Source organism: Amycolatopsis sp. NPDC051128, from assembly GCF_040682715.1.
GTDB lineage: Bacteria > Actinomycetota > Actinomycetes > Mycobacteriales > Pseudonocardiaceae > Amycolatopsis.
On sequence record NZ_JBFBBN010000013.1, the window covers coordinates 91,388 to 108,623 of the forward strand.

Sequence of the window (17,236 nt, forward strand, 5' to 3'; positions counted from 1 at the left end):
AGGGCACTCCAAGGATGGGAACGGGAGAGATGTCAGACATGGCATCCTCCTCGTTCTTGTTGTTGCATTTGCGCTGGTCAAGACGCCTCTCGCGGTCGAACGGCACGATGACGGTCTCGTGAGCAGCCCGACGTGCCGCCGGAACCGTCGGCCCGAGCAGCGTGGCCGTGCACTTGATCTGGTTCGTGCCCTTGTGGTAGTGCAGCTCGAGCCGGAGGACTTCGAAGAGTCGTCGTGCCACGTCTTCGGGTAGCTCTTCGACTTGGACCTCACCCATGGGTAGGGCGTCGAGCAGATCAGGGTTGGCCGCCTGCTGGCTCTCCTCTTCAACCTCGGCGAGCCGTGCTTCGAGCGGGACGCCCGCCTGCATCGCGCCGCCGAACACCCCGACAAACAGCAGCAGGAGCAGCACCGGCATACCCAACGCCATGATCATCATCCCCGGGTACCGGCGCAGGTGCCGCAGATTGCGCCGCAGCATCGTCGCCGAATGGACTTGCGCAGCCCGCTGGCCGCTATCGCCGGGGTGGTCACGGTTCTCCTCTCGTCCGCCGTGACCTCGGCGGCCACGGCTGTCACGAGGGTGTGCGACCCCGGTTTCAGCCTGGTTTCAGGCCGCTTTCCACCCGGCCGGCTACTTCCCGGGCTTCTCCTTGATCGACTCCTGGTAGATGTCGGCGTAGGTGCGCGAATCCTTGATCAGCTCGTCGCAGAAGGCCGCGACGTCCTCGCCGATCACTTCCAGGACTCCCCTACCGGTCGCGGCGCCCTCTTCGAAGAAACCGACGATCCCCGAGAGCAGATTTCCCTCGGTCAGGTCAACCGGCCCGACCTTGAACAGGTACTTCTGCATCTCCTTGTAGACGATCTGGTAGTCGGGCGGGAGGGCTTTGACCCGGGCCATGTGCGCCCGCCACTGCTTCTTGCCTTCGATGATGTCCTGGATCCCCATGTCAGCCTCCCAGCCGGCCCAGTTTTTTCGCCACGTTCCGGTTCAGCTGCTTCCGCCACCGGGCGCGGAAGTTCCAGGCCCCGTCCCCACCGGCGAGCGCCGAGCAGAAGCCCTCGATGTCGTCGCCCAGCACGTCCTGGACGCTCTGCCCCTCCGCCGCGGTTTCCTCCAGCAGCCCCAGCGCACCGTCGAGGATCGGCATCAGGTTGCGACCGGTGAAGTCTCCGTAGGGGACGAGGTGCGCTTTGATCTGCTCCCACGCCGCCCGGTAATCCTCCGGCAGCACCCCGGCTCTGGCCTCGAACGCCTGATATTCCCGGGTGAGGTCGCTGCCGGTGATGGTCTCCCAGAAGTTCATTTCCCGCCCTCCTTCAACTTGTCGATGCGCGACGAGACGTACTGCCACTTCGCCCAGAACCGGCCGAGCTCTTCGCGGCCGGCGTCGTTGAGCCGGTAGAACTTGCGCGGCGGCCCCTTCTCGGACGGCCGTTTCGTCACCTGGACGAGCTTGTTCTTCTCCAGCCGCAGCAAGATCGTGTACACGGTGCCCTCGACGACATCGCCGAAGCCGAGGTCGTTCAGCCGGCGCGTGACGGCATAGCCGTAAGTCTCTTCGTTGCCGATGATCTCGAGCACGCAGCCTTCAAGGGTGCCCTTCAGCATTTCGGTCAGATCGTCCATCGCTCCTCCGGACTCGCCGTGGCGCCACTACTCAGTACTACTGTATACCAGTACTCGGCACTACTGAGTAGTCGGACGATAGGGAGACCCGATGACAGCGATTCAAGTTCGCGACCTCGAGAAGTCGTACAAGGAGCTGCATGTCCTGCGCGGCGTGGACTTCGACGTGGCGCGGGGCAGCATCTTCGCCCTGCTCGGTTCGAACGGCGCGGGCAAGACCACCGCGGTGCGGATCCTGTCCACGCTGCTCAAACCGGACGCGGGAACCGCCGCGATCAACGGCTTCGACGTCGTCACCCAGGCCGACGACGTGCGCGCGGCCATCAGCCTCACCGGGCAGTTCGCCGCGGTCGACGAAATCCTCAGCGGCCGCGAAAACCTCGTGCTCGTCGCGCGGCTGCGGCGTCTGAAGCAACCCGGCAAGATCGCGGACGGCCTGCTGGAACGCTTCTCGCTGACCGACGCGGGTGCACGGCGGGTGTCGACCTACTCCGGCGGCATGCGCCGCCGTCTCGACATCGCCATGAGCCTCATCGGAGACCCGTCGGTGATCTTCCTGGACGAACCGACCACCGGCCTCGACCCCGAGGCCCGCCTCGAAGTCTGGGACGCGGTGAAAGGCCTCGCCGCCCGCGGCACCACGGTGCTGCTCACCACCCAGTACCTGGACGAGGCCGAACAGCTCGCCGACCGGATCGCGATCCTGCACGACGGCCGCATCATCGTGAACGGCACCCTCGCCGAGCTCAAGCAACTGCTCCCACCCGCCAAGGTCGAATACGTCGAGAAGCAGCCGACTCTCGAAGACGTCTACTTCGCCGTCGTCAGCGCCCGCACGGAAAGCGAGAACCGATGACCACGCACGTCCTCGGCGACACCACCGTCCTACTGGGACGCTCCCTGCGCCACATCACCCGCAGCCTGGACACCATCATCACGACCGTCATCACGCCGGTCGCCATGATGCTGATGTTCGTCTACGTCTTCGGCGGCGCGATCGACACCGGCTCGGGCTCCTAATTCGATTACATGCTGCCCGGCATCCTCCTGATCACGATCGCGTCAGGCATCGCCTACACCGCACTCCGGCTCTTCACCGACCTCAAGAGCGGGATCTTCGAGCGCTTCCACTCGATGCCGATCACGCGGTCTGCCGTGCTGTGGGCGCACGTGCTGACCTCACTGGTCGCCAACCTGATCTCGCTCGTGCTCGTCGTCGGCGTCGCCCTGCTCATGGGCTTCCGCTCGAACGCCGACGTCCTGGCCTGGCTCGCCGTCACCGGCATCCTGCTGCTATTCACCCTGGCCCTGACCTGGATCGCGGTCCTCGCCGGCCTCACCGCGAAAACGGCGGAAGGCGGCGGCGCGTTCTCCTACCCGCTCATCTTCCTGCCGTTCCTCAGCTCGGCCTTCGTCCCCACCGGCACCATGCCCGGCCCGGTCCGCTGGTTCGCCGACCACCAGCCGGTGACCTCCATCGTCAACACCATCCGCGCCCTGTTCACACAACAGCCGGCCGGCACCGACATCTGGATCGCGCTGGCCTGGTGCGCGGGCATCCTCGTCGTCGCCTACCTCTTCGCCACCGCGGCCTACCGCCGCAAGGTCTCCTGAGCCGTGTCAGCGCGGTGGCTGCCCGGTGTCAGGGCAGCCGGAGATGGTAATAGCAGCTTCGCATCCCGGAAAGGATCACAGCATGACCATCGAACACGGCGGCCACGTCGAGCAGGGCTGGGGAAAGGTCGCCGACGCGTTCCGCGCCAACTTCGCCGCTCCCGGTGAGATCGGCGCGGCCTGCAGCGTCTACGCCGGTGGCCGTCCCGTCGTCAACCTCTGGGGCGGCCAAGCCGACCGCGAGGCGAACCAGCCGTGGCGCGAAGACACCATCGCCCAGGTCGCCTCCACCACGAAAGGCGCCGCGGCGATCTGCGCCCACCTGCTGGTGCAACGCGGCGAGCTGGACCTCGACGCCCCGGTGATCCGGTACTGGCCGGAGTTCGGCGCCGCCGGCAAGGACGAGATCCTGGTGCGCTGGCTGCTGTCGCACCAGGCCGGACTGCCGATCGTCGACGGCCCGCTGACCTTCGAGCAGGCGTGCGCCTGGGACCCGGTCATCCACGCCCTGGAAGCGCAGAAGCCGCTGTGGAAGCCCGGCACCCAGCACGTCTACCACGCCGTCACCTACGGGTTCCTCGTCGGCGAGGTCGTCCGCCGGATCACCGGCAAGTCACTCGGCACATTCTTCGCCGAAGAGGTCGCCGCCCCGCTCGGGCTCAGCGCCTGGATCGGGCTGCCCGAAGAGCACGAGCCCCGCGTGGCGCAGTTCGAGGACGCCGCTCCGTTCACCGTGGAGGAATTGCTCGCCGGGATGATCGCGACGACCGGGCTGGACGCGGACACCGTCACCAAGTGGGTCGAATCCATGTGGACCCCGGACGCGATCCAGATGCGCGCAGGCGTGCTCGGCGGCGCCATGGACCCCACCACCGGCTACTTCCGGACGCGCGCCTGGCGAGCGGCGGAATTCCCGGCCGCGAACATGGTCGCCGACGCCCACTCGCTGGCCCGGATGTACGCCGCCACCGTCGGCGACGTCGACGGCGTCCGGGTGCTCGATTCGTCGACCGTCGCCACCATGACGGAGATCCAGACCGACAAGACGACGATGTACGGAGTACCGGCCGGCCTGAACATCCCGGCCAACCGCTCCTTCAACATGTCACTCGGCTTCTGGCGCGCCTGCCCACCGCTGCCGATGCTCGGACCCGGCTCGTTCGGCCACCCGGGCTCCGGCGGCTCGATCGCCTTCGGCGACCCCGACGCCGAAGTCGGCTTCGGCTACGTCACCAACCTCTGGAACTACCGCCCCGACGACCCCCGGGCGACGAACCTCGCCAACGCCGTTCGTTCCTGCCTCGGCTGACCGCCCGACCGAAAGGGCACCGCCCACCACGGCATCCGACGCCGTGGTGGGCAGGCGTCACCGACTTCGTCCGGTTGCCGCGGCAACGGCAGCGAGCAGGACGACGAGACCGAGTCCGAGCGCATCGAACAGCCGCTCGCTGCCAGCAAGCTCATGCAGGCACTCGGCGCGGGTGATCGGCGTGCTGCCCAGCCGGGTGTAGAGCTGATAGCCGGTGGCCGTCAGCTCGGGCGTGCCGTTGCGCAGACCTGCCAAAGAGCCCGGCGGCGGCGGACCCTGATTTTTCCCTGATTCCCCACCGCTTTACCGCAGGCCGGCTCCCCTACCCGGCAGAATCAGTGAATCTGGCAAAGGGGGTGCCGTGCTTCTACCACCGACGAGACCACGCGCCATCGTCTTCGTTGTCGTGACCCAGTTGCTGACCGTGCTGCCGTTCCTGTTGTCGATCATCGTCGTCTGGACCTTCGGCACCGACGCACAGGCCGCGGCTGAAGCCGAGCTCACCCGTCAGGGGCTACCCACTTCCCTGCTCCCCGAGCACGCCGTCAGCTTCGGCTCGAACACCGCTGAAACGCCGTTGCCGGCCGCGATAATCGCCGTCCTCGTCGTGCTGGCGCTGCTGAACCTGGCCGGCCGGCGAGCCGGCCAGGTGCTGTCCTGGGTCTTCCATCCACTGCTGGCCGTGGCCGGGGCGCTGATCGTGCCGGCCCAGCTGTTCACCGCCACCTTTCTCGCCGCGAGTTTCCGGGATTCCGGCGATCCGGTGCTCCGGCAGGTCGACGTCCCGAAGCTGGTCGACGCCGCACGTGCGGCCATGCCGAGCTGGCTTCCGGTCGTCGACGGCGCGAAGCTGGTCCTGACCACGGCCGGTTCCCTGCTGGTGATCGTCCTGCTGGCGCTCCCGGCGTCGCGCGCGTACTTCCGCGCACGAAGGCGGATCAATCCGACGTCAAGATCCGAGAGCGCAGCGTGAAAGACGTGCTGGTGCGACATGCGCGGCCGCGCACAGCGCGCCATCGTTCGGTGACGGAGTTCCGGCGAACCGAAGGGTTTCGATGAGCGACCTGGTCTACACACGCTGATGCTGATCGGCGGTTTCGTCGTGCTGACCGTGGTGCTGCGCGTGGCGGAACGCTGGTGCGGGGCGCACCCGTGCCGGGACGAGGCCGGGAACAAGGTGCGGCGTCGCGAACTTACGGATTCCTAATTAGCTACTCGCCTTCCAGCTCGGCAAGCACCTCGGCTGCGGTCTGGCTGCCTTCGTCGGCGAGCCGGCGAAGTTCGTCCAGGTCTTCACGTTCGGTCGCGAGCTCGATGAGCAGGTCGACGGCGTCGGAGTGCCCGGCGGCGGCCCACCGGCGCAGTTCGGCGGTGTCGCCGCGCTCGGCCGCCAGCTCGATGGCTTCGTCGGGATCCGTCATGGCGACTCCTCCGGGACGAAGCGGTACCCGATGCCGGTTTCGGTGATCAGGTACCGCGGGTGGGACGGCTCGGGTTCGAGCTTACGGCGCAACTGTGCGATGTAGACGCGCAGGTAGTGCCCCCGGTCCGCGCAGTCCGGTCCCCAGATCGTGGTCAGCAGGTGCGTGCCGCTGATGAGGGAGTCGGGATGGCGGACGAGCTGTTCGAGGATGGCCCATTCGGTGCGGGTCAGGTGCACCACCGCGTCGCCCCGGCGGACGATCTTGGCGCCGACGTCCACCGTGAATGCAGTGGTCTCGACGACCAGGCCCGGCTCGGGCGGCGCGCCGAGGGCCAACCGGCGTTCCGCGACGCGCAGGCACGCCAGCAGCTCGTCCATGCCGACTGGCTTGGTGACGTAGGTGTCGGCGCCGGTGTCGAGGGCCCGGATCTTGTCGGCGGACCGGTCCCGGGCCGAGAGCACGATGATCGGCATCGCGCTCCAGGTGCGCAGCTCGCGGATCACCTCGATGCCGTCGATGTCGGGCAGCCCGAGGTCGAGCAGGACCAGGTCCGGGTGCTCGGTCGCCGCGGTCAACAGCGCGGAGGCGCCATCGGTGGCGGTGACCACGGAGTAGCCGCGCGCGGTGAGGTTGATCCGCAGCGCCCGCACGAGGGCGGTTTCGTCGTCGACCACGAGCACGGACGTCATGGCATCTCCCCGGTGCGAGCGACAGGCAGCGAGATGACGATCGTCAGCCCGCCGCCCGGGGTGTCCTCGGCGCGAATCGTCCCGTCCATCGCCTCGACGAAGCCCTTGGCGACGGACAGACCCAACCCGACGCCGGTGGTGGTGTTGCGGTCCCCGAGCCGCTGGAACGGCGCGAATGCCGACTCGGCGGCGCCCTTCGGCAGCCCGCGGCCGTGGTCGACCACACGCAGCTCGACCCGGCCGGCGTAGGCGCTGGCACGCACGGCGACCTCGCCGCCGCCGTAGCGCAGCGCATTGTCGAGCACGTTCGCGATGGCACGCTCCAGCAGCCCGGCGTCGGCCGTCACCGCGGGCAGACCAGCGTCGACGTCGACACCGATCTGGCCTCCGTCGTCAACCGCGGCCAGTGCGGTGGCGACGACCTCGTCGTAGCCGACCGGGCGCAGCACCGGCTGGACCGCGCCGGTGGCCAGCCGCGAGGAGTCGAGGAGGTTGTCGATCAGGCCGGAGAGCCGGTCGGTGGACTCCTCCCCGGCGGCGAGCAGCTCTTCGGCGTCCTCTTCGGACAGACTGACGTCGTGGGCGCGCAAGCCACCGAAGACGGCCTTGATGGAGGTCAGCGGCGTGCGCAAGTCGTGGCCGATGGCCGAGAGCAGCGCCGTCCGCAGCTCGGTGGTCTCCGCCCGGCGCTGCGCCTCCTGCGTCTGAGCCGCCATCCGCTGCTGCCGCAACGCCAGCAGCGCCTGCCCGGCCGCGGCCTCGAGAACGCGCTGGTCGTGCGCCGGCAGTGTCCGGCCGCGCAGCGCCAGGTGGACGTCGTCGGTCACCGGGACGTCTACGTCGGCCTCGTCCGGGTCGTCGCACGGCCGTTCCCCTGTGCAGGCCGCGCGGACCCAGGCGTCGTCCTGCTTCTCCAGCAGCGAGACGGATTCGAGCCCGAAGTTCTCCCGCACCTTTTCCAGCAGCCGCTGCAACGGGTCGCCGTCCCCGAGCACGGTCCGGGCGTAGGAGGCCAGCAGCGCGGCCTCCGTCCGGGCCCGCGCCGCGGCATCCGCCCGCCGCGACGCCCGGTCGACGACCAGCGCGAACGCCACCGCGACCACGACCATCGCCACCAGCGTGATGACATTCTGCTGGGCGTCCACAGTCAGCGTGTACAGCGGTGGGGTGAAGAAGAAGTTCAGCAGCAACGCACTGGCGATCGAGGCGAACAGCGCGGGCCCGAGACCGCCGACCAGCGCCACGATGATCGTCGCCAGGAAGTAGTCGATCACGTTGGTGGACAGGATGAGCGTCTGCCGCAGCACCACACCGATCAGGGTCGCCACCACCGGCAGCGCCACCGCGAGTGCCCAGCCGAGAAGCTGCCGCCGCCGGGCCAGCGAGCTGTGGGGGAACAGCTTTGCGCGCAGCCGGCCGCCGGACTCGTCGTGGGTGACCATGTGCACGTCGATCGGCCCGGACTCCTGCACGACGGTGGCGCCGATGCCTTCGTCGAACAGCCGCGCCACCCGGGAGCGCCGGGAGGTGCCCACCACGACCTGCGTCGCGTTCACCCCACGGGCGAAGTCCAGCAGCGCCGTCGGGACGTCGTCACCGACCACGGTGTGGAAGGTGGCCCCGACGTCCTCGGCGAGCTTTCGGTACTCGGCAAGCGCCTGCGGGGAGACACCGGCCAGCCCGTCACCGCGCAGGATCTGCAGCACGAGCAGCTCGGCCCCAGCCCGCTTCGCGATCCGCCGGGCCCGCCGGATCAGCGTCTCGCTCTCCCGGCCGCCGCTGATCGCCACGACGACCCGCTCCCGGGCCTCCCAGGTATCGGTGATGTCGCGTTCGGTCCGGTAGCGCTGCAAGGCGACGTCGACCTGGTCGGCCACCCACAGCAGGGCCAGCTCCCGCAGCGCGGTGAGGTTGCCGGGCCGGAAGTAGTTGCCCAGCGCCGCGTCGATCCGGTTGGCCGGGTAGACGTTGCCGTGGGCGAGCCGCCGCCGCAGCGCCTCCGGCGTGATGTCGATCAGCTCCAGCTGCTCGGCCCGCCGCACGACCTCGTCCGGCACGGTCTCCTGCTGGGCGATGCCGGTGATCCGCTCGACGACGTCGTTGAGGCTCTCCAGGTGCTGCACGTTCACCGTGGAGAGCACGTCGATCCCGGCGTCCAGGAGTTCCTCGATGTCCTGCCAGCGCTTTTCGTTGCGCGAGCCGGCCACGTTCGTGTGTGCCAGCTCGTCCACCACCGCGACCTCCGGGGCCCGGGTGAGGATCGCGTCGACGTCCATCTCCTCGAACGTGTGACCCCGGTAGTCCAGCCGCCGGCGAGGAACGACTTCGAGGCCTTCGAGGAGTTCGGCGGTCTTGCGGCGGCCGTGCGTCTCCACCAAGCCGACGACGACGTCGGTGCCGCGGTCCATGCGGCGGCGGGCCTCCCCGAGCATGGCGAAGGTCTTCCCCACGCCCGGGGCGGCCCCGAGGTAGATCCGCAGCTCACCGCGGCGGCGCTTGGGCTCGCTCGCGTCCGCTGTCGTCACGGGTCAGTGCCTGGCCGCCGCGACGGCGAGGTTGAGCCGCAGCACGTCGACCGCCGGGTCGCCGAGCACGCCGAGCCCGCGCCCGGTGGTGTTGTCGGCGACGAGCTTGCGGACCTTGTCCTCGCTCAGGCCGTTCTCCCGGGCGACCCGCGGGACTTGCAGTTCGGCGTAGGCCGGGCTGATCTGCGGGTCGAGCCCCGAGGCCGAGGCGGTGACGGCGTCGGCCGGGATCTTCGAGAGGTCGACGCCTTCGCGCTGGGCGATCAGTTCCTGCCGCTGCTTGACCGTGGCCAGCAGGTCCTCGTTGGCGGTGCCCTTGTTCGAGGCACCTGAGGTCGACGGGTCGCCCGGCCCGAGCGGGTCCTTCGATCCCGCCGACGGCCGGTCGTGGAAGTACGGGTCGTGCGCCGGGTCCTTCGCGACCGGGTCGACCCCGATCAGCGACGATCCGACCGGCTGGCCGTTCTGCGTGATCAGCGAGCCTTCGGCGTTGTCCGACAGCCCGGGGATCCGCGCCACCGCCCAAACCGCGAGGGGGTAGAGGATTCCGAGCAGGACGGTCAGCACCAGCAGCATCTTCAGACCGGCGACGGTCTGCTTGTACAGCACCTTCATGGTCACATTCCCGGAATCAGTCGAACGAGCAGGTCGATCAGCCAGATCCCGGCGAACGGCGTCACGATGCCGCCGAGCCCGTAGACCAGCAGGTTGCGCCGCAGCAGCGACTTCGCGGTCGAGGGCTTGTACCGCACGCCGCGCAGGGCGAGCGGGATCAGCGCCACGATGATCAGCGCGTTGAAGATCACCGCGGACAGGATCGCCGAGTCCGGCGAGTGCAGGCCCATGATGTTCAACGTGCCGAGCTGGGGGTAGATCGCCGCGAACATCGCGGGCAGGATCGCGAAGTACTTCGCCAGGTCGTTGGCGATGGAGAACGTCGTCAGCGCGCCGCGCGTGATGAGCAGCTGCTTGCCGATCTCCACGATCTCGATCAGCTTCGTCGGGTTGGAGTCGAGGTCGACCATGTTGCCGGCCTCCTTGGCCGCCATGGTCCCGGTGTTCATCGCCACCCCGACGTCCGCCTGCGCCAGCGCCGGAGCGTCGTTCGTGCCGTCTCCGGTCATCGCGACCAGCCGCCCGCCCTCCTGCTCCTTCTTGATCAGCGCCATCTTGTCTTCGGGCTTGGCTTCGGCGAGGAAGTCGTCCACCCCGGCTTCCGCGGCGATGGCCCGCGCCGTGAGCGGGTTGTCACCGGTGATCATGACGGTCTTGATGCCCATCGTGCGCAGCTCGGCGAAGCGCTCCTTCATGCCCGGCTTGACGACGTCCGACAGCCGGATCACGCCGCGCACCGACGCGACGCCCTCGACCTGCTCGGCGACGACGAGCGGCGTGCCGCCCTCGGCGCTGATCGTGTCGACGACGGTGTGCACCTCGTCCGGCACCGTGCCGCCATGCTCGGCGACCCACGCCCGGACCGCGCTCGCCGCACCCTTGCGGACGACCCGGCCGTTCAGGTCGATGCCGCTCATCCGGGTCTGGGCGGTGAACGGGACGAACTCGCCGGACTTCTCGGCCTCGCTCGGCTCCGCCGGCAGGACGTGCTCCCGCGCGCACAGGTCGACGATGCTGCGGCCTTCCGGGGTGCCGTCGGCCAGGCTGGAGAGCCGGCCCGCGATCGCCAGGTCGTCGACGGTGGACGAACCGACCGGGATCAGCTCGGTGGCCTGCCGGTTGCCAAAAGTGATCGTCCCGGTCTTGTCGAGCAGCAGCGTCGAGACGTCGCCCGCGGCTTCGACCGCGCGGCCCGATGTCGCGAGGACGTTGCGCTGCACCAGGCGGTCCATGCCCGCGATGCCGATCGCGGACAGCAGCGCGCCGATCGTCGTCGGGATCAGGCAGACCAGCAACGCCGTCAGCACGATCACCGAGACCAGGCCGCCGGAGTAGCGGGCCATCGGCTGCAGGGCCACCACGGCGAGGACGAAGATGATCGTCAGCACCGCCAAGAGGATGGTCAGCGCGATCTCGTTCGGCGTCTTCTGCCGCGAAGCGCCTTCCACCAGCGCAATCATGCGGTCCACAAAGGACTCGCCCGGCTTGGTCGTGATCTTCACGACGATCCGGTCGCTCAGCACGGTCGTGCCGCCGGTGACGGCGCTGCGGTCGCCGCCGGACTCGCGGATGACCGGGGCGGACTCGCCGGTGATGGCCGACTCGTCGACGGTCGCGATGCCCTCGACGACGTCGCCGTCGCCCGGGATCACCTCACCGGCCTCGACGACGACCAGATCGCCGATCCTCAGGTCGACGCCCGGCACGCGCTCCTCAGAGCCACCCTCGGTCAGGCGCCGCGCGACGGTCTCCTTCTTGGTCTTGCGCAGGGACTCGGCCTGAGCCTTGCCACGGCCCTCGGCGACCGCTTCGGCGAGGTTCGCGAACAGCACGGTGAACCACAGCCACAGCGCGACACCGATGTTGAACACGCCCGGATCGGTGATCGCGAAGACGGTGACCAGCACCGACCCGACCCAGACCACGAACATGACGGGGTTGCGCAGCTGGTGGCGCGGGCTGAGCTTCCGGAGGGCGTCCGGCAGGGACGTCCACAGCTGGCGGGGGTTGAACACGCCCGCGCCGACCCGGCCCGCGTTCTCGACGTGGCGTTGGGTCACTTCCCCGGCGGAACGTTCGGTCGTCATGGTCATGCGAGAGCCTCGGCAATCGGCCCGAGGGCCAGGGCGGGGATGAAGGTCAGGGCCGCGACCAGCACGACCGTGCCGGCGAGCAGGGTGGCGAACAGCGGGCTGGTGGTCGGCAGCGTGCCGGCCGTCTCCGGCACCTTGCGCTGGGCGGCCAGGGAACCGGCCAGGCACAGCACGGCCAGGATCGGGACGAACCGGCCCAGCGCCATGCAGACGCCGAGCGTGGACTGGTACCAGTCGTTGGTCACCGTGATGCCGGCGAACGCGCTGCCGTTGTTGTTGCTGGCCGAGGTGTAGGCGTAGAGCAGCTCCGAGAAGCCGTGCGCGCCCGGGTTGTTCAACGCGTCGGTGTTGCCCGGGATCAGCAGCGCCGCACCCGCGCCGATCAGCAGGACCGTCGGCATCGCGAGGATCGCGATTGCCGAGCAGGTGACCTCGCGCTTGCCGAGCTTCTTGCCCAGGTACTCCGGGGTGCGCCCGACCATCAGCCCGGCCAGGAACATCGCGATGATCGCCATCACCAGGATGCTGTAGAGGCCGGTGCCGACGCCGCCGGGCGAGAGCTCGCCGAACATCATGTTCAGCAGCGTCCCGAAGCCGCCGAGCCCGGTGAAGCTGTCATGCATCGAGTTCACCGCGCCGGTCGACGTGCCCGTCGTCGAGTCGGCGAACAACGCCGACGCCGCGAGCCCGAACCGGGTTTCCTTGCCCTCCATGGCCGCGCCAGCCAGCCGGGCGGCGGCGCCGTTCGCGTGGGTCTCGCCCCACCAGATCACGGCGAGCATGCCCGCCCACAGCGCGCCCATGACGCTGAGCAGGACGTAGCCCTGCTTGGTGTTGCCGACGAGCTTGCCGAAGGTGCGGGTCAGGGCGACCGGGATGACCAGCAGCAGGAAGATCTGGATCAGGTTGGACCAGGAGTTCGGGTTCTCGAACGGGTGCGCGGAGTTGGCGTTGAAGATGCCGCCGCCGTTGGTGCCGAGCTCCTTGATCGCCTCCTGGCTCGCCGCCGGAGCCAGCGCGATGGTGCTGGAGCTGCCGTCGGGGTTCGTCACCGCGACACCGGACTTGAGGCTCTGCACCACGCCGAGCGCGACCAGCACGATCGCGAAGACGAACGACAGCGGCAGCAGGACCCGGACCGTGCCGCGGGTCAGGTCGACCCAGAAGTTGCCGAGCCGGTCGCTCTTCGACCGGACGAACGCGCGGGTGAGCGCGATCGCCACGGCCAGGCCCACGCCGGCGGAGACGAAGTTCTGCACCGTCAGCCCGGCCATCTGGACCACGTGGCCCATGACGCCCTCGGGGACGTAGGACTGCCAGTTCGTGTTGGTCACGAAGCTGATCGCGGTGTTGAAGGCGACCGCGGGGTCGACTGTGCGGCCGAAGTTCAGCGGCAGCAGCGGCTGGATGCGCTGCAGCAGATACAGGAACAGCACGGAGACGAAGGAGAAGCCCAGCACGCCCGAGGCGTAGGTCTTCCAGTGCTGCTCGGAATCCGGGTCCGCGCGCACGATCTTGTAGACGGCCTTCTCCAGCCGCCAGTGCTTGGTGCTCGTGAACACCCGGTGCAGGTAGTCGCCCAGCGGCCGGTACACCAGCGCCAAGGCGAGCAGGAGGAGGCCGGCCTGTCCCAGGCCGGCCCACGTCGAGGACATCAGAACTTCTCCGGTTTGATCAACGCGATGAACAGGTAGACGATCAGGGCCAACGCGAGGACGCCGCCGACGACGTTGGCGAACACGCCGGTGCCGCTCACAACCGCTCCAATCCACGCAGAGTCAAGGCCAGCACGGCGAACACCACGATCGCCAGCAGCACATAAGCCAGATCGGCCATGCGGCTGCTCCCTTCTCACGCACACCAACCAGGGGTGGACCGAATGGTCACCCGGCAGCCGGAATCGTGCCTGCCGGAGTTCCTGGCCGGGTGCCACCTGACGGAGTCTTGACGCGGCTCAGCACCCCGTTGACGCGTTCTTAACGGGTGTGACTACACAGTGAGACGTCGCCCACCCGATCGAGGTAGTCGAGCGGTCATCGGGAGTCCATTTCGGACTTGGTCACAACTCGGCGTCGGCCGGGTGAACGGCTCGCTTCGGCGGGAATTCCGCGCCACGCTTGAACGATCAATGGTTCCGGTACCCCGAACCGGATCTTACCCCGGGAGTTCCCCTTGGCCGCCGACCCCGACACCCGTCAGCCCGCTCCCCCGCGAAACCGCAGCAACGTCCAGATCAGCCACACCAGCCACGACGGCGCGATCTCGGTGATCGTGACGCTGGACGGCCAGGTCCGCGACCTCCAGCTGGCCGAGTCCGCTACCCGGCGACCGGCCGCGCAGCTGGCGCGCGACATCCTCGACTGCATCCACTCGGCCCAGGCATTGTTCGACCCACCGGTCCTGTCGTGATCCCGGCTAACCGTTGAGGTAACGGTCATACACGGCCACCCAGACGTCCAAATCGGACAATTCGGCCATCAACTGCCGCCCCGGACCGGTGAGCAGGATCAGCGCGTCGCCACCCGGATGCGAGTCCCAGCTTCCCGCCCCCTGGCGACAGAGAGCGCCCTCGGCCACCAAAACGCGAAGAGCCGGCCCGAGCATCCGCCGCGGGACCCTCCCGCGCAGCTCGGCGAACCGGCGCGGACCGATCGCGAGTTCGTCGAGGAGTTCGACCGCACCCGGACAGGAAATCACGCGCGCGAGGCGATCGTCGGCCATGGCAGCTCCCCGGGCAGTGGTGCCGGGGACGATAAGCACGCGGGACCGGACCAAGGGCCCGTCGTTGACGCAACACTGACGACTGCCCCGCGTTCCTTGACGGAATCTCTACGCGGCTGCCCGGATCTTGACGAAATCCCTACGCCGGTTCGTCCGCGCGCGAGGCACGCTGCGGTACGTGCCAGCACCTACGTCATGGCTCAAACGGCTGGTACTCGGACGGCCGTTCCGGAGCGACACCCTCGGCGAGACCACGCTGCCCAAGTGGCTCGCGCTGCCGATCTTCGCCAGCGACCCGCTGTCGTCGGTCGCCTACGCGACCCAGGAGATCCTGCTCATCCTGAGCATCGGCGGGCTCGCCTACCTCACGCTCGCGCCGTGGATCGGCCTGGCGGTCGCCGTGCTGCTGACCGTCGTCGTGCTGTCCTACCGGCAGGTCGTCAAGGCCTACCCGAGCGGCGGCGGCTCCTACGAGGTCGCCTCCCGCAACCTCGGCAGCTCCGCCGGCCTGGTCGTCGCCGGGGCGCTGATGGTCGACTACATCATGACCGTCGCGGTGTCGGTGGCGTCCGGAGTGGACAACATCATCTCCGCCGTCCCCGAGCTGAACGACTACCGGATCGCCCTGAACCTGGGGTTCGTCGTGGTTTTGATGGCGATGAACCTGCGCGGGATCCGCGAGTCCGGCCGCACTTTCGCCGTCCCGACCTACCTGTTCATCGGCGGGGTCGTGCTGATGATCGCACTCGGTCTCGGGCAGGCGGTCGCCGGCCACGCTCCAGTCGCCGAGAGCGCCGGCTACGACGTCCGCGCCGAACAGGTCGGCTTGACCGGCCTTGCGCTGGTGTTCCTGCTGCTGCGGTCGTTCTCTTCCGGGTGCACCGCGCTCACCGGCGTCGAGGCGATCTCCAACGGCGTCCCGGCGTTCCGCAAGCCCAAGAGCGCCAACGCCGCGAAGACCATGACCGCGATGGGCGTGATCGCCGTGGTGATGTTCGGCGGCATCACCGCCCTCGCCATGATCAGCCAAGTCCGGATCGCCGAGAACACCTGCGACCTCGCCGGGTTCCGCGGCGACTGCACCACCGACCCGCAGCGCACGGTGATCAGCCAGATCGCCGCCGCGGTGTTCGGCGGCGACCACTCGGCGATGTTCTACTTCATGCAGGCCGCCACTGCTCTGATCCTGATCCTCGCCGCCAACACCGCGTTCAACGGCTTCCCGCTGCTCGCCTCGATCCTCGCCCAAGACCGTTACCTCCCGCGCCAGCTGCACACCCGCGGTGACCGGCTCGCCTTCTCCAACGGCATCGTCGCCCTCGCGGTTGTCGCCGGAGTGCTGATCTTCGCGTTCGACGGCTCGACGACCCGGCTGATCCAGCTCTACATCCTCGGCGTGTTCACCTCCTTCACGTTGTGCCAGGCCGGCATGGTCCGGCACTGGAACCGCGAGCTCGCCACCGCGACCGACAGCCGCGCGCGGCTGTCGATCCAGCGGTCCCGGCTGATCAACGCCGTCGGCGCGGTGCTCACCGCCGTCGTCCTCGTCGTCGTGATGATCACCAAGTTCACCCACGGCGCCTACCTGGTCGTCATCGCCATCCCGGTGCTCTACGTCGTCATGCGCGGGATCCACCGGCACTACACGCACGTCCGCGAAGAACTCCTGCCGGACGAGGAGAGTGAACTGCTGCCCAGCCGCGTCCACGCCATCGTGCTGGTGTCCACTTTGCACAAACCGAGCCAGCGCGCCATCGCGTTCGCCCGCGCGACCCGGCCGGACACCCTCACCGCGATCACCGTCAACGTCGACGACCACGACACCCGCGAACTCCAGCGGCAGTGGGAGCAACGCGACCGGAAGATCCCGCTCAAGGTGCTCGAATCGCCCTACCGCGAGATCACCCGGCCGGTCGTCGCCTACGTCAAGAACCTTCGCCGCTCCAGCCCGCGGGACGTCGTGTGCGTCTACATTCCCGAATACGTCGTCGGCCACTGGTGGGAAAACGTGCTCCACAACCAGAGCTCACTGCGGCTCAAGGGGCGCCTGCTGTTCGAACCCGGTGTGATGGTCACCAGCGTCCCCTGGCAGCTGCACTCCACCAAGCGCCGCGACCTCCAGCGTGTCCGCCCCCTGCCCGGTGACATCCGGCGCGGCGTCACCACTCAGCGCCGCTAGCCGACCTGGCCGCCGGCGCAGAACACCTCGGTGAGGAGTCGCTGCACCGCCTTCTGATACGCCTGCGTGGGAGCGATTCCTGTGTCCACGTAGGTGATCGAGGCCGTCAGGGTCTTGTCGCCGCCCGGCGTGCTGTAACCCCATACCGTCTTGTCGGGCGTGTTCAGCTGCTCGTGGTGACGATGATGTTCCTCTCCGCCGTCGCCTTCCCGGGCTGGTTCCGCCGTTACGCGCTGGCGACGACGGCCGTGGTCGTCGGCTTCGGCATCGCCTCCTCGCTGGCGATGCGCGGGCTCGCGGTGAACCACACCGCGTGGGCCGGCGGCTTCGAGCGGATCAACGCCTACGCCTACTTCGCCTGGCTCGTGCTCCTCGCGGTGATGGTGGTGCGCCACGAATCCGGCGTCCCGGCCCGAAATCCGGGCGCCGGTGGG

The 17,236-nt window shown here is 68.7% G+C and carries 19 protein-coding genes and 2 pseudogenes; 7 read left to right on the forward strand and 14 right to left on the reverse strand.

Annotated features, from left to right (window positions below):
- Window positions 1-352: 352 nt before the first annotated feature.
- The 4 genes and pseudogenes from AB0M82_RS16325 to AB0M82_RS16340 all read right to left on the reverse strand — a co-directional run.
- A pseudogene (locus AB0M82_RS16325) lies at window positions 353-481 on the reverse strand (ABC transporter permease); the annotation flags it as partial.
- A gap of 153 nt (window positions 482-634) precedes the next feature.
- Entirely contained in the window at window positions 635-952 is a 318-nt protein-coding gene (locus tag AB0M82_RS16330; protein WP_364722178.1) for a DUF1048 domain-containing protein, read from the reverse strand.
- A 1-nt stretch (window position 953) separates the two neighbouring features.
- Window positions 954-1,310 carry a DUF1048 domain-containing protein gene (locus AB0M82_RS16335; RefSeq protein WP_364722180.1) on the reverse strand — a complete coding sequence of 119 codons (357 nt, stop codon included), beginning with the start codon at window positions 1,308-1,310 and terminating at the stop codon, window positions 954-956.
- The gene (locus tag AB0M82_RS16340; protein WP_364722182.1) at window positions 1,307-1,633 is read right to left on the reverse strand and encodes a PadR family transcriptional regulator; all 327 of its coding nucleotides are present in this window, start codon (window positions 1,631-1,633) and stop codon (window positions 1,307-1,309) included. Before AB0M82_RS16340 ends, AB0M82_RS16335 begins: the two co-directional genes overlap by 4 nt.
- Window positions 1,634-1,724: 91 nt before the next feature.
- Here AB0M82_RS16340 and AB0M82_RS16345 point away from each other — a divergent pair, with 91 nt between their 5' ends.
- From AB0M82_RS16345 to AB0M82_RS16355, 3 genes and pseudogenes are all read left to right on the forward strand, one after another.
- The gene (locus AB0M82_RS16345) at window positions 1,725-2,489 is read left to right on the forward strand and encodes an ATP-binding cassette domain-containing protein (protein ID WP_364722184.1); all 765 of its coding nucleotides are present in this window, start codon (window positions 1,725-1,727) and stop codon (window positions 2,487-2,489) included.
- Window positions 2,486-3,247: pseudogene (locus tag AB0M82_RS16350) on the forward strand (ABC transporter permease). Before AB0M82_RS16345 ends, AB0M82_RS16350 begins: the two are co-directional and overlap by 4 nt.
- A gap of 82 nt (window positions 3,248-3,329) precedes the next feature.
- On the forward strand, window positions 3,330-4,556 hold the full coding sequence (locus tag AB0M82_RS16355; protein ID WP_364722186.1) for a serine hydrolase domain-containing protein: 1,227 nt from the start codon (window positions 3,330-3,332) through the stop codon (window positions 4,554-4,556).
- A 57-nt stretch (window positions 4,557-4,613) separates the two neighbouring features.
- Here AB0M82_RS16355 and AB0M82_RS16360 read toward each other — a convergent pair whose 3' ends face one another.
- The gene (locus tag AB0M82_RS16360; protein ID WP_364722188.1) at window positions 4,614-4,811 is read right to left on the reverse strand and encodes a hypothetical protein; all 198 of its coding nucleotides are present in this window, start codon (window positions 4,809-4,811) and stop codon (window positions 4,614-4,616) included.
- A gap of 151 nt (window positions 4,812-4,962) precedes the next feature.
- On the opposite strand from AB0M82_RS16360, the gene AB0M82_RS16365 reads away from it, so the two are divergent.
- Together AB0M82_RS16365 and AB0M82_RS16370 are read left to right on the forward strand one after the other, a co-directional pair.
- Window positions 4,963-5,529, forward strand: coding sequence for a hypothetical protein (locus AB0M82_RS16365; protein WP_364722190.1), 567 nt, complete (start codon window positions 4,963-4,965; stop codon window positions 5,527-5,529).
- Window positions 5,530-5,637: 108 nt separating this feature from the next.
- Complete coding sequence (locus AB0M82_RS16370) at window positions 5,638-5,763, forward strand: hypothetical protein (RefSeq protein ID WP_364722192.1); 126 nt, start codon at window positions 5,638-5,640, stop codon at window positions 5,761-5,763.
- Between the two features lie 4 nt (window positions 5,764-5,767).
- Here AB0M82_RS16370 and AB0M82_RS16375 read toward each other — a convergent pair whose 3' ends face one another.
- From AB0M82_RS16375 to kdpF, 7 genes are read right to left on the reverse strand one after another with little or no spacing between them, the layout of a single operon-like run.
- Window positions 5,768-5,977: a hypothetical protein gene (locus tag AB0M82_RS16375; RefSeq protein ID WP_364722194.1), complete on the reverse strand. Its 210-nt coding sequence runs from the start codon at window positions 5,975-5,977 to the stop codon at window positions 5,768-5,770.
- Window positions 5,974-6,669, reverse strand: coding sequence for a response regulator (locus AB0M82_RS16380; protein WP_364722196.1), 696 nt, complete (start codon window positions 6,667-6,669; stop codon window positions 5,974-5,976). Before AB0M82_RS16380 ends, AB0M82_RS16375 begins: the two co-directional genes overlap by 4 nt.
- The gene (locus tag AB0M82_RS16385) at window positions 6,666-9,194 is read right to left on the reverse strand and encodes a DUF4118 domain-containing protein (RefSeq protein WP_364722198.1); all 2,529 of its coding nucleotides are present in this window, start codon (window positions 9,192-9,194) and stop codon (window positions 6,666-6,668) included. The genes AB0M82_RS16380 and AB0M82_RS16385 overlap by 4 nt, the downstream gene beginning before the upstream one ends.
- Before the next feature lie 3 nt (window positions 9,195-9,197).
- The gene (gene kdpC, locus AB0M82_RS16390; protein ID WP_364722200.1) at window positions 9,198-9,809 is read right to left on the reverse strand and encodes a K(+)-transporting ATPase subunit C; all 612 of its coding nucleotides are present in this window, start codon (window positions 9,807-9,809) and stop codon (window positions 9,198-9,200) included.
- A 2-nt stretch (window positions 9,810-9,811) separates the two neighbouring features.
- Window positions 9,812-11,902, reverse strand: coding sequence for a potassium-transporting ATPase subunit KdpB (kdpB, locus tag AB0M82_RS16395; protein WP_364722202.1), 2,091 nt, complete (start codon window positions 11,900-11,902; stop codon window positions 9,812-9,814).
- The gene (gene kdpA, locus AB0M82_RS16400; protein WP_364722204.1) at window positions 11,899-13,557 is read right to left on the reverse strand and encodes a potassium-transporting ATPase subunit KdpA; all 1,659 of its coding nucleotides are present in this window, start codon (window positions 13,555-13,557) and stop codon (window positions 11,899-11,901) included. The genes kdpB and kdpA overlap by 4 nt, the downstream gene beginning before the upstream one ends.
- The gene (gene kdpF, locus AB0M82_RS16405) at window positions 13,557-13,658 is read right to left on the reverse strand and encodes a K(+)-transporting ATPase subunit F (protein WP_284740395.1); all 102 of its coding nucleotides are present in this window, start codon (window positions 13,656-13,658) and stop codon (window positions 13,557-13,559) included. The genes kdpA and kdpF overlap by 1 nt, the downstream gene beginning before the upstream one ends.
- Window positions 13,659-14,074: 416 nt before the next feature.
- On the opposite strand from kdpF, the gene AB0M82_RS16410 reads away from it, so the two are divergent.
- Window positions 14,075-14,311, forward strand: a complete 237-nt coding sequence (locus tag AB0M82_RS16410) for a hypothetical protein (protein ID WP_364722206.1) — start codon at window positions 14,075-14,077, stop codon at window positions 14,309-14,311.
- Between the two features lie 6 nt (window positions 14,312-14,317).
- Here the strand turns inward: AB0M82_RS16410 and AB0M82_RS16415 are convergent, their stop codons facing one another.
- A complete protein-coding gene (locus AB0M82_RS16415) occupies window positions 14,318-14,623 on the reverse strand; it encodes a winged helix-turn-helix transcriptional regulator (RefSeq protein WP_364722208.1) in 306 nt (101 codons plus the stop codon).
- A gap of 178 nt (window positions 14,624-14,801) precedes the next feature.
- On the opposite strand from AB0M82_RS16415, the gene AB0M82_RS16420 reads away from it, so the two are divergent.
- Window positions 14,802-16,802, forward strand: coding sequence for an APC family permease (locus AB0M82_RS16420; RefSeq protein ID WP_364722210.1), 2,001 nt, complete (start codon window positions 14,802-14,804; stop codon window positions 16,800-16,802).
- Here AB0M82_RS16420 and AB0M82_RS16425 read toward each other — a convergent pair.
- Entirely contained in the window at window positions 16,799-17,197 is a 399-nt protein-coding gene (locus tag AB0M82_RS16425) for a hypothetical protein (protein WP_364722212.1), read from the reverse strand. The genes AB0M82_RS16420 and AB0M82_RS16425 overlap by 4 nt on opposite strands.
- Between the last annotated feature and the right edge of the window lie 39 nt (window positions 17,198-17,236).

What these genes read in the sequence shown, in the direction of transcription:
- AB0M82_RS16330 (WP_364722178.1), bottom strand. Translation starts at nt 952, where the DNA reads ATGGGGATCCAGGACATCATCGAAGGCAAGAAGCAGTGGCGGGCGCAC.
- kdpC (WP_364722200.1), bottom strand. Translation starts at nt 9,809, where the DNA reads ATGAAGGTGCTGTACAAGCAGACCGTCGCCGGTCTGAAGATGCTGCTG.
- AB0M82_RS16380 (WP_364722196.1), bottom strand. Translation starts at nt 6,669, where the DNA reads ATGACGTCCGTGCTCGTGGTCGACGACGAAACCGCCCTCGTGCGGGCG.
- AB0M82_RS16335 (WP_364722180.1), bottom strand. Translation starts at nt 1,310, where the DNA reads ATGAACTTCTGGGAGACCATCACCGGCAGCGACCTCACCCGGGAATAT.
- AB0M82_RS16355 (WP_364722186.1), top strand. Translation starts at nt 3,330, where the DNA reads ATGACCATCGAACACGGCGGCCACGTCGAGCAGGGCTGGGGAAAGGTC.
- kdpB (WP_364722202.1), bottom strand. Translation starts at nt 11,902, where the DNA reads ATGACCATGACGACCGAACGTTCCGCCGGGGAAGTGACCCAACGCCAC.
- AB0M82_RS16375 (WP_364722194.1), bottom strand. Translation starts at nt 5,977, where the DNA reads ATGACGGATCCCGACGAAGCCATCGAGCTGGCGGCCGAGCGCGGCGAC.
- AB0M82_RS16340 (WP_364722182.1), bottom strand. Translation starts at nt 1,633, where the DNA reads ATGGACGATCTGACCGAAATGCTGAAGGGCACCCTTGAAGGCTGCGTG.
- AB0M82_RS16370 (WP_364722192.1), top strand. Translation starts at nt 5,638, where the DNA reads ATGCTGATCGGCGGTTTCGTCGTGCTGACCGTGGTGCTGCGCGTGGCG.
- kdpA (WP_364722204.1), bottom strand. Translation starts at nt 13,557, where the DNA reads ATGTCCTCGACGTGGGCCGGCCTGGGACAGGCCGGCCTCCTCCTGCTC.
- AB0M82_RS16415 (WP_364722208.1), bottom strand. Translation starts at nt 14,623, where the DNA reads ATGGCCGACGATCGCCTCGCGCGCGTGATTTCCTGTCCGGGTGCGGTC.
- AB0M82_RS16345 (WP_364722184.1), top strand. Translation starts at nt 1,725, where the DNA reads ATGACAGCGATTCAAGTTCGCGACCTCGAGAAGTCGTACAAGGAGCTG.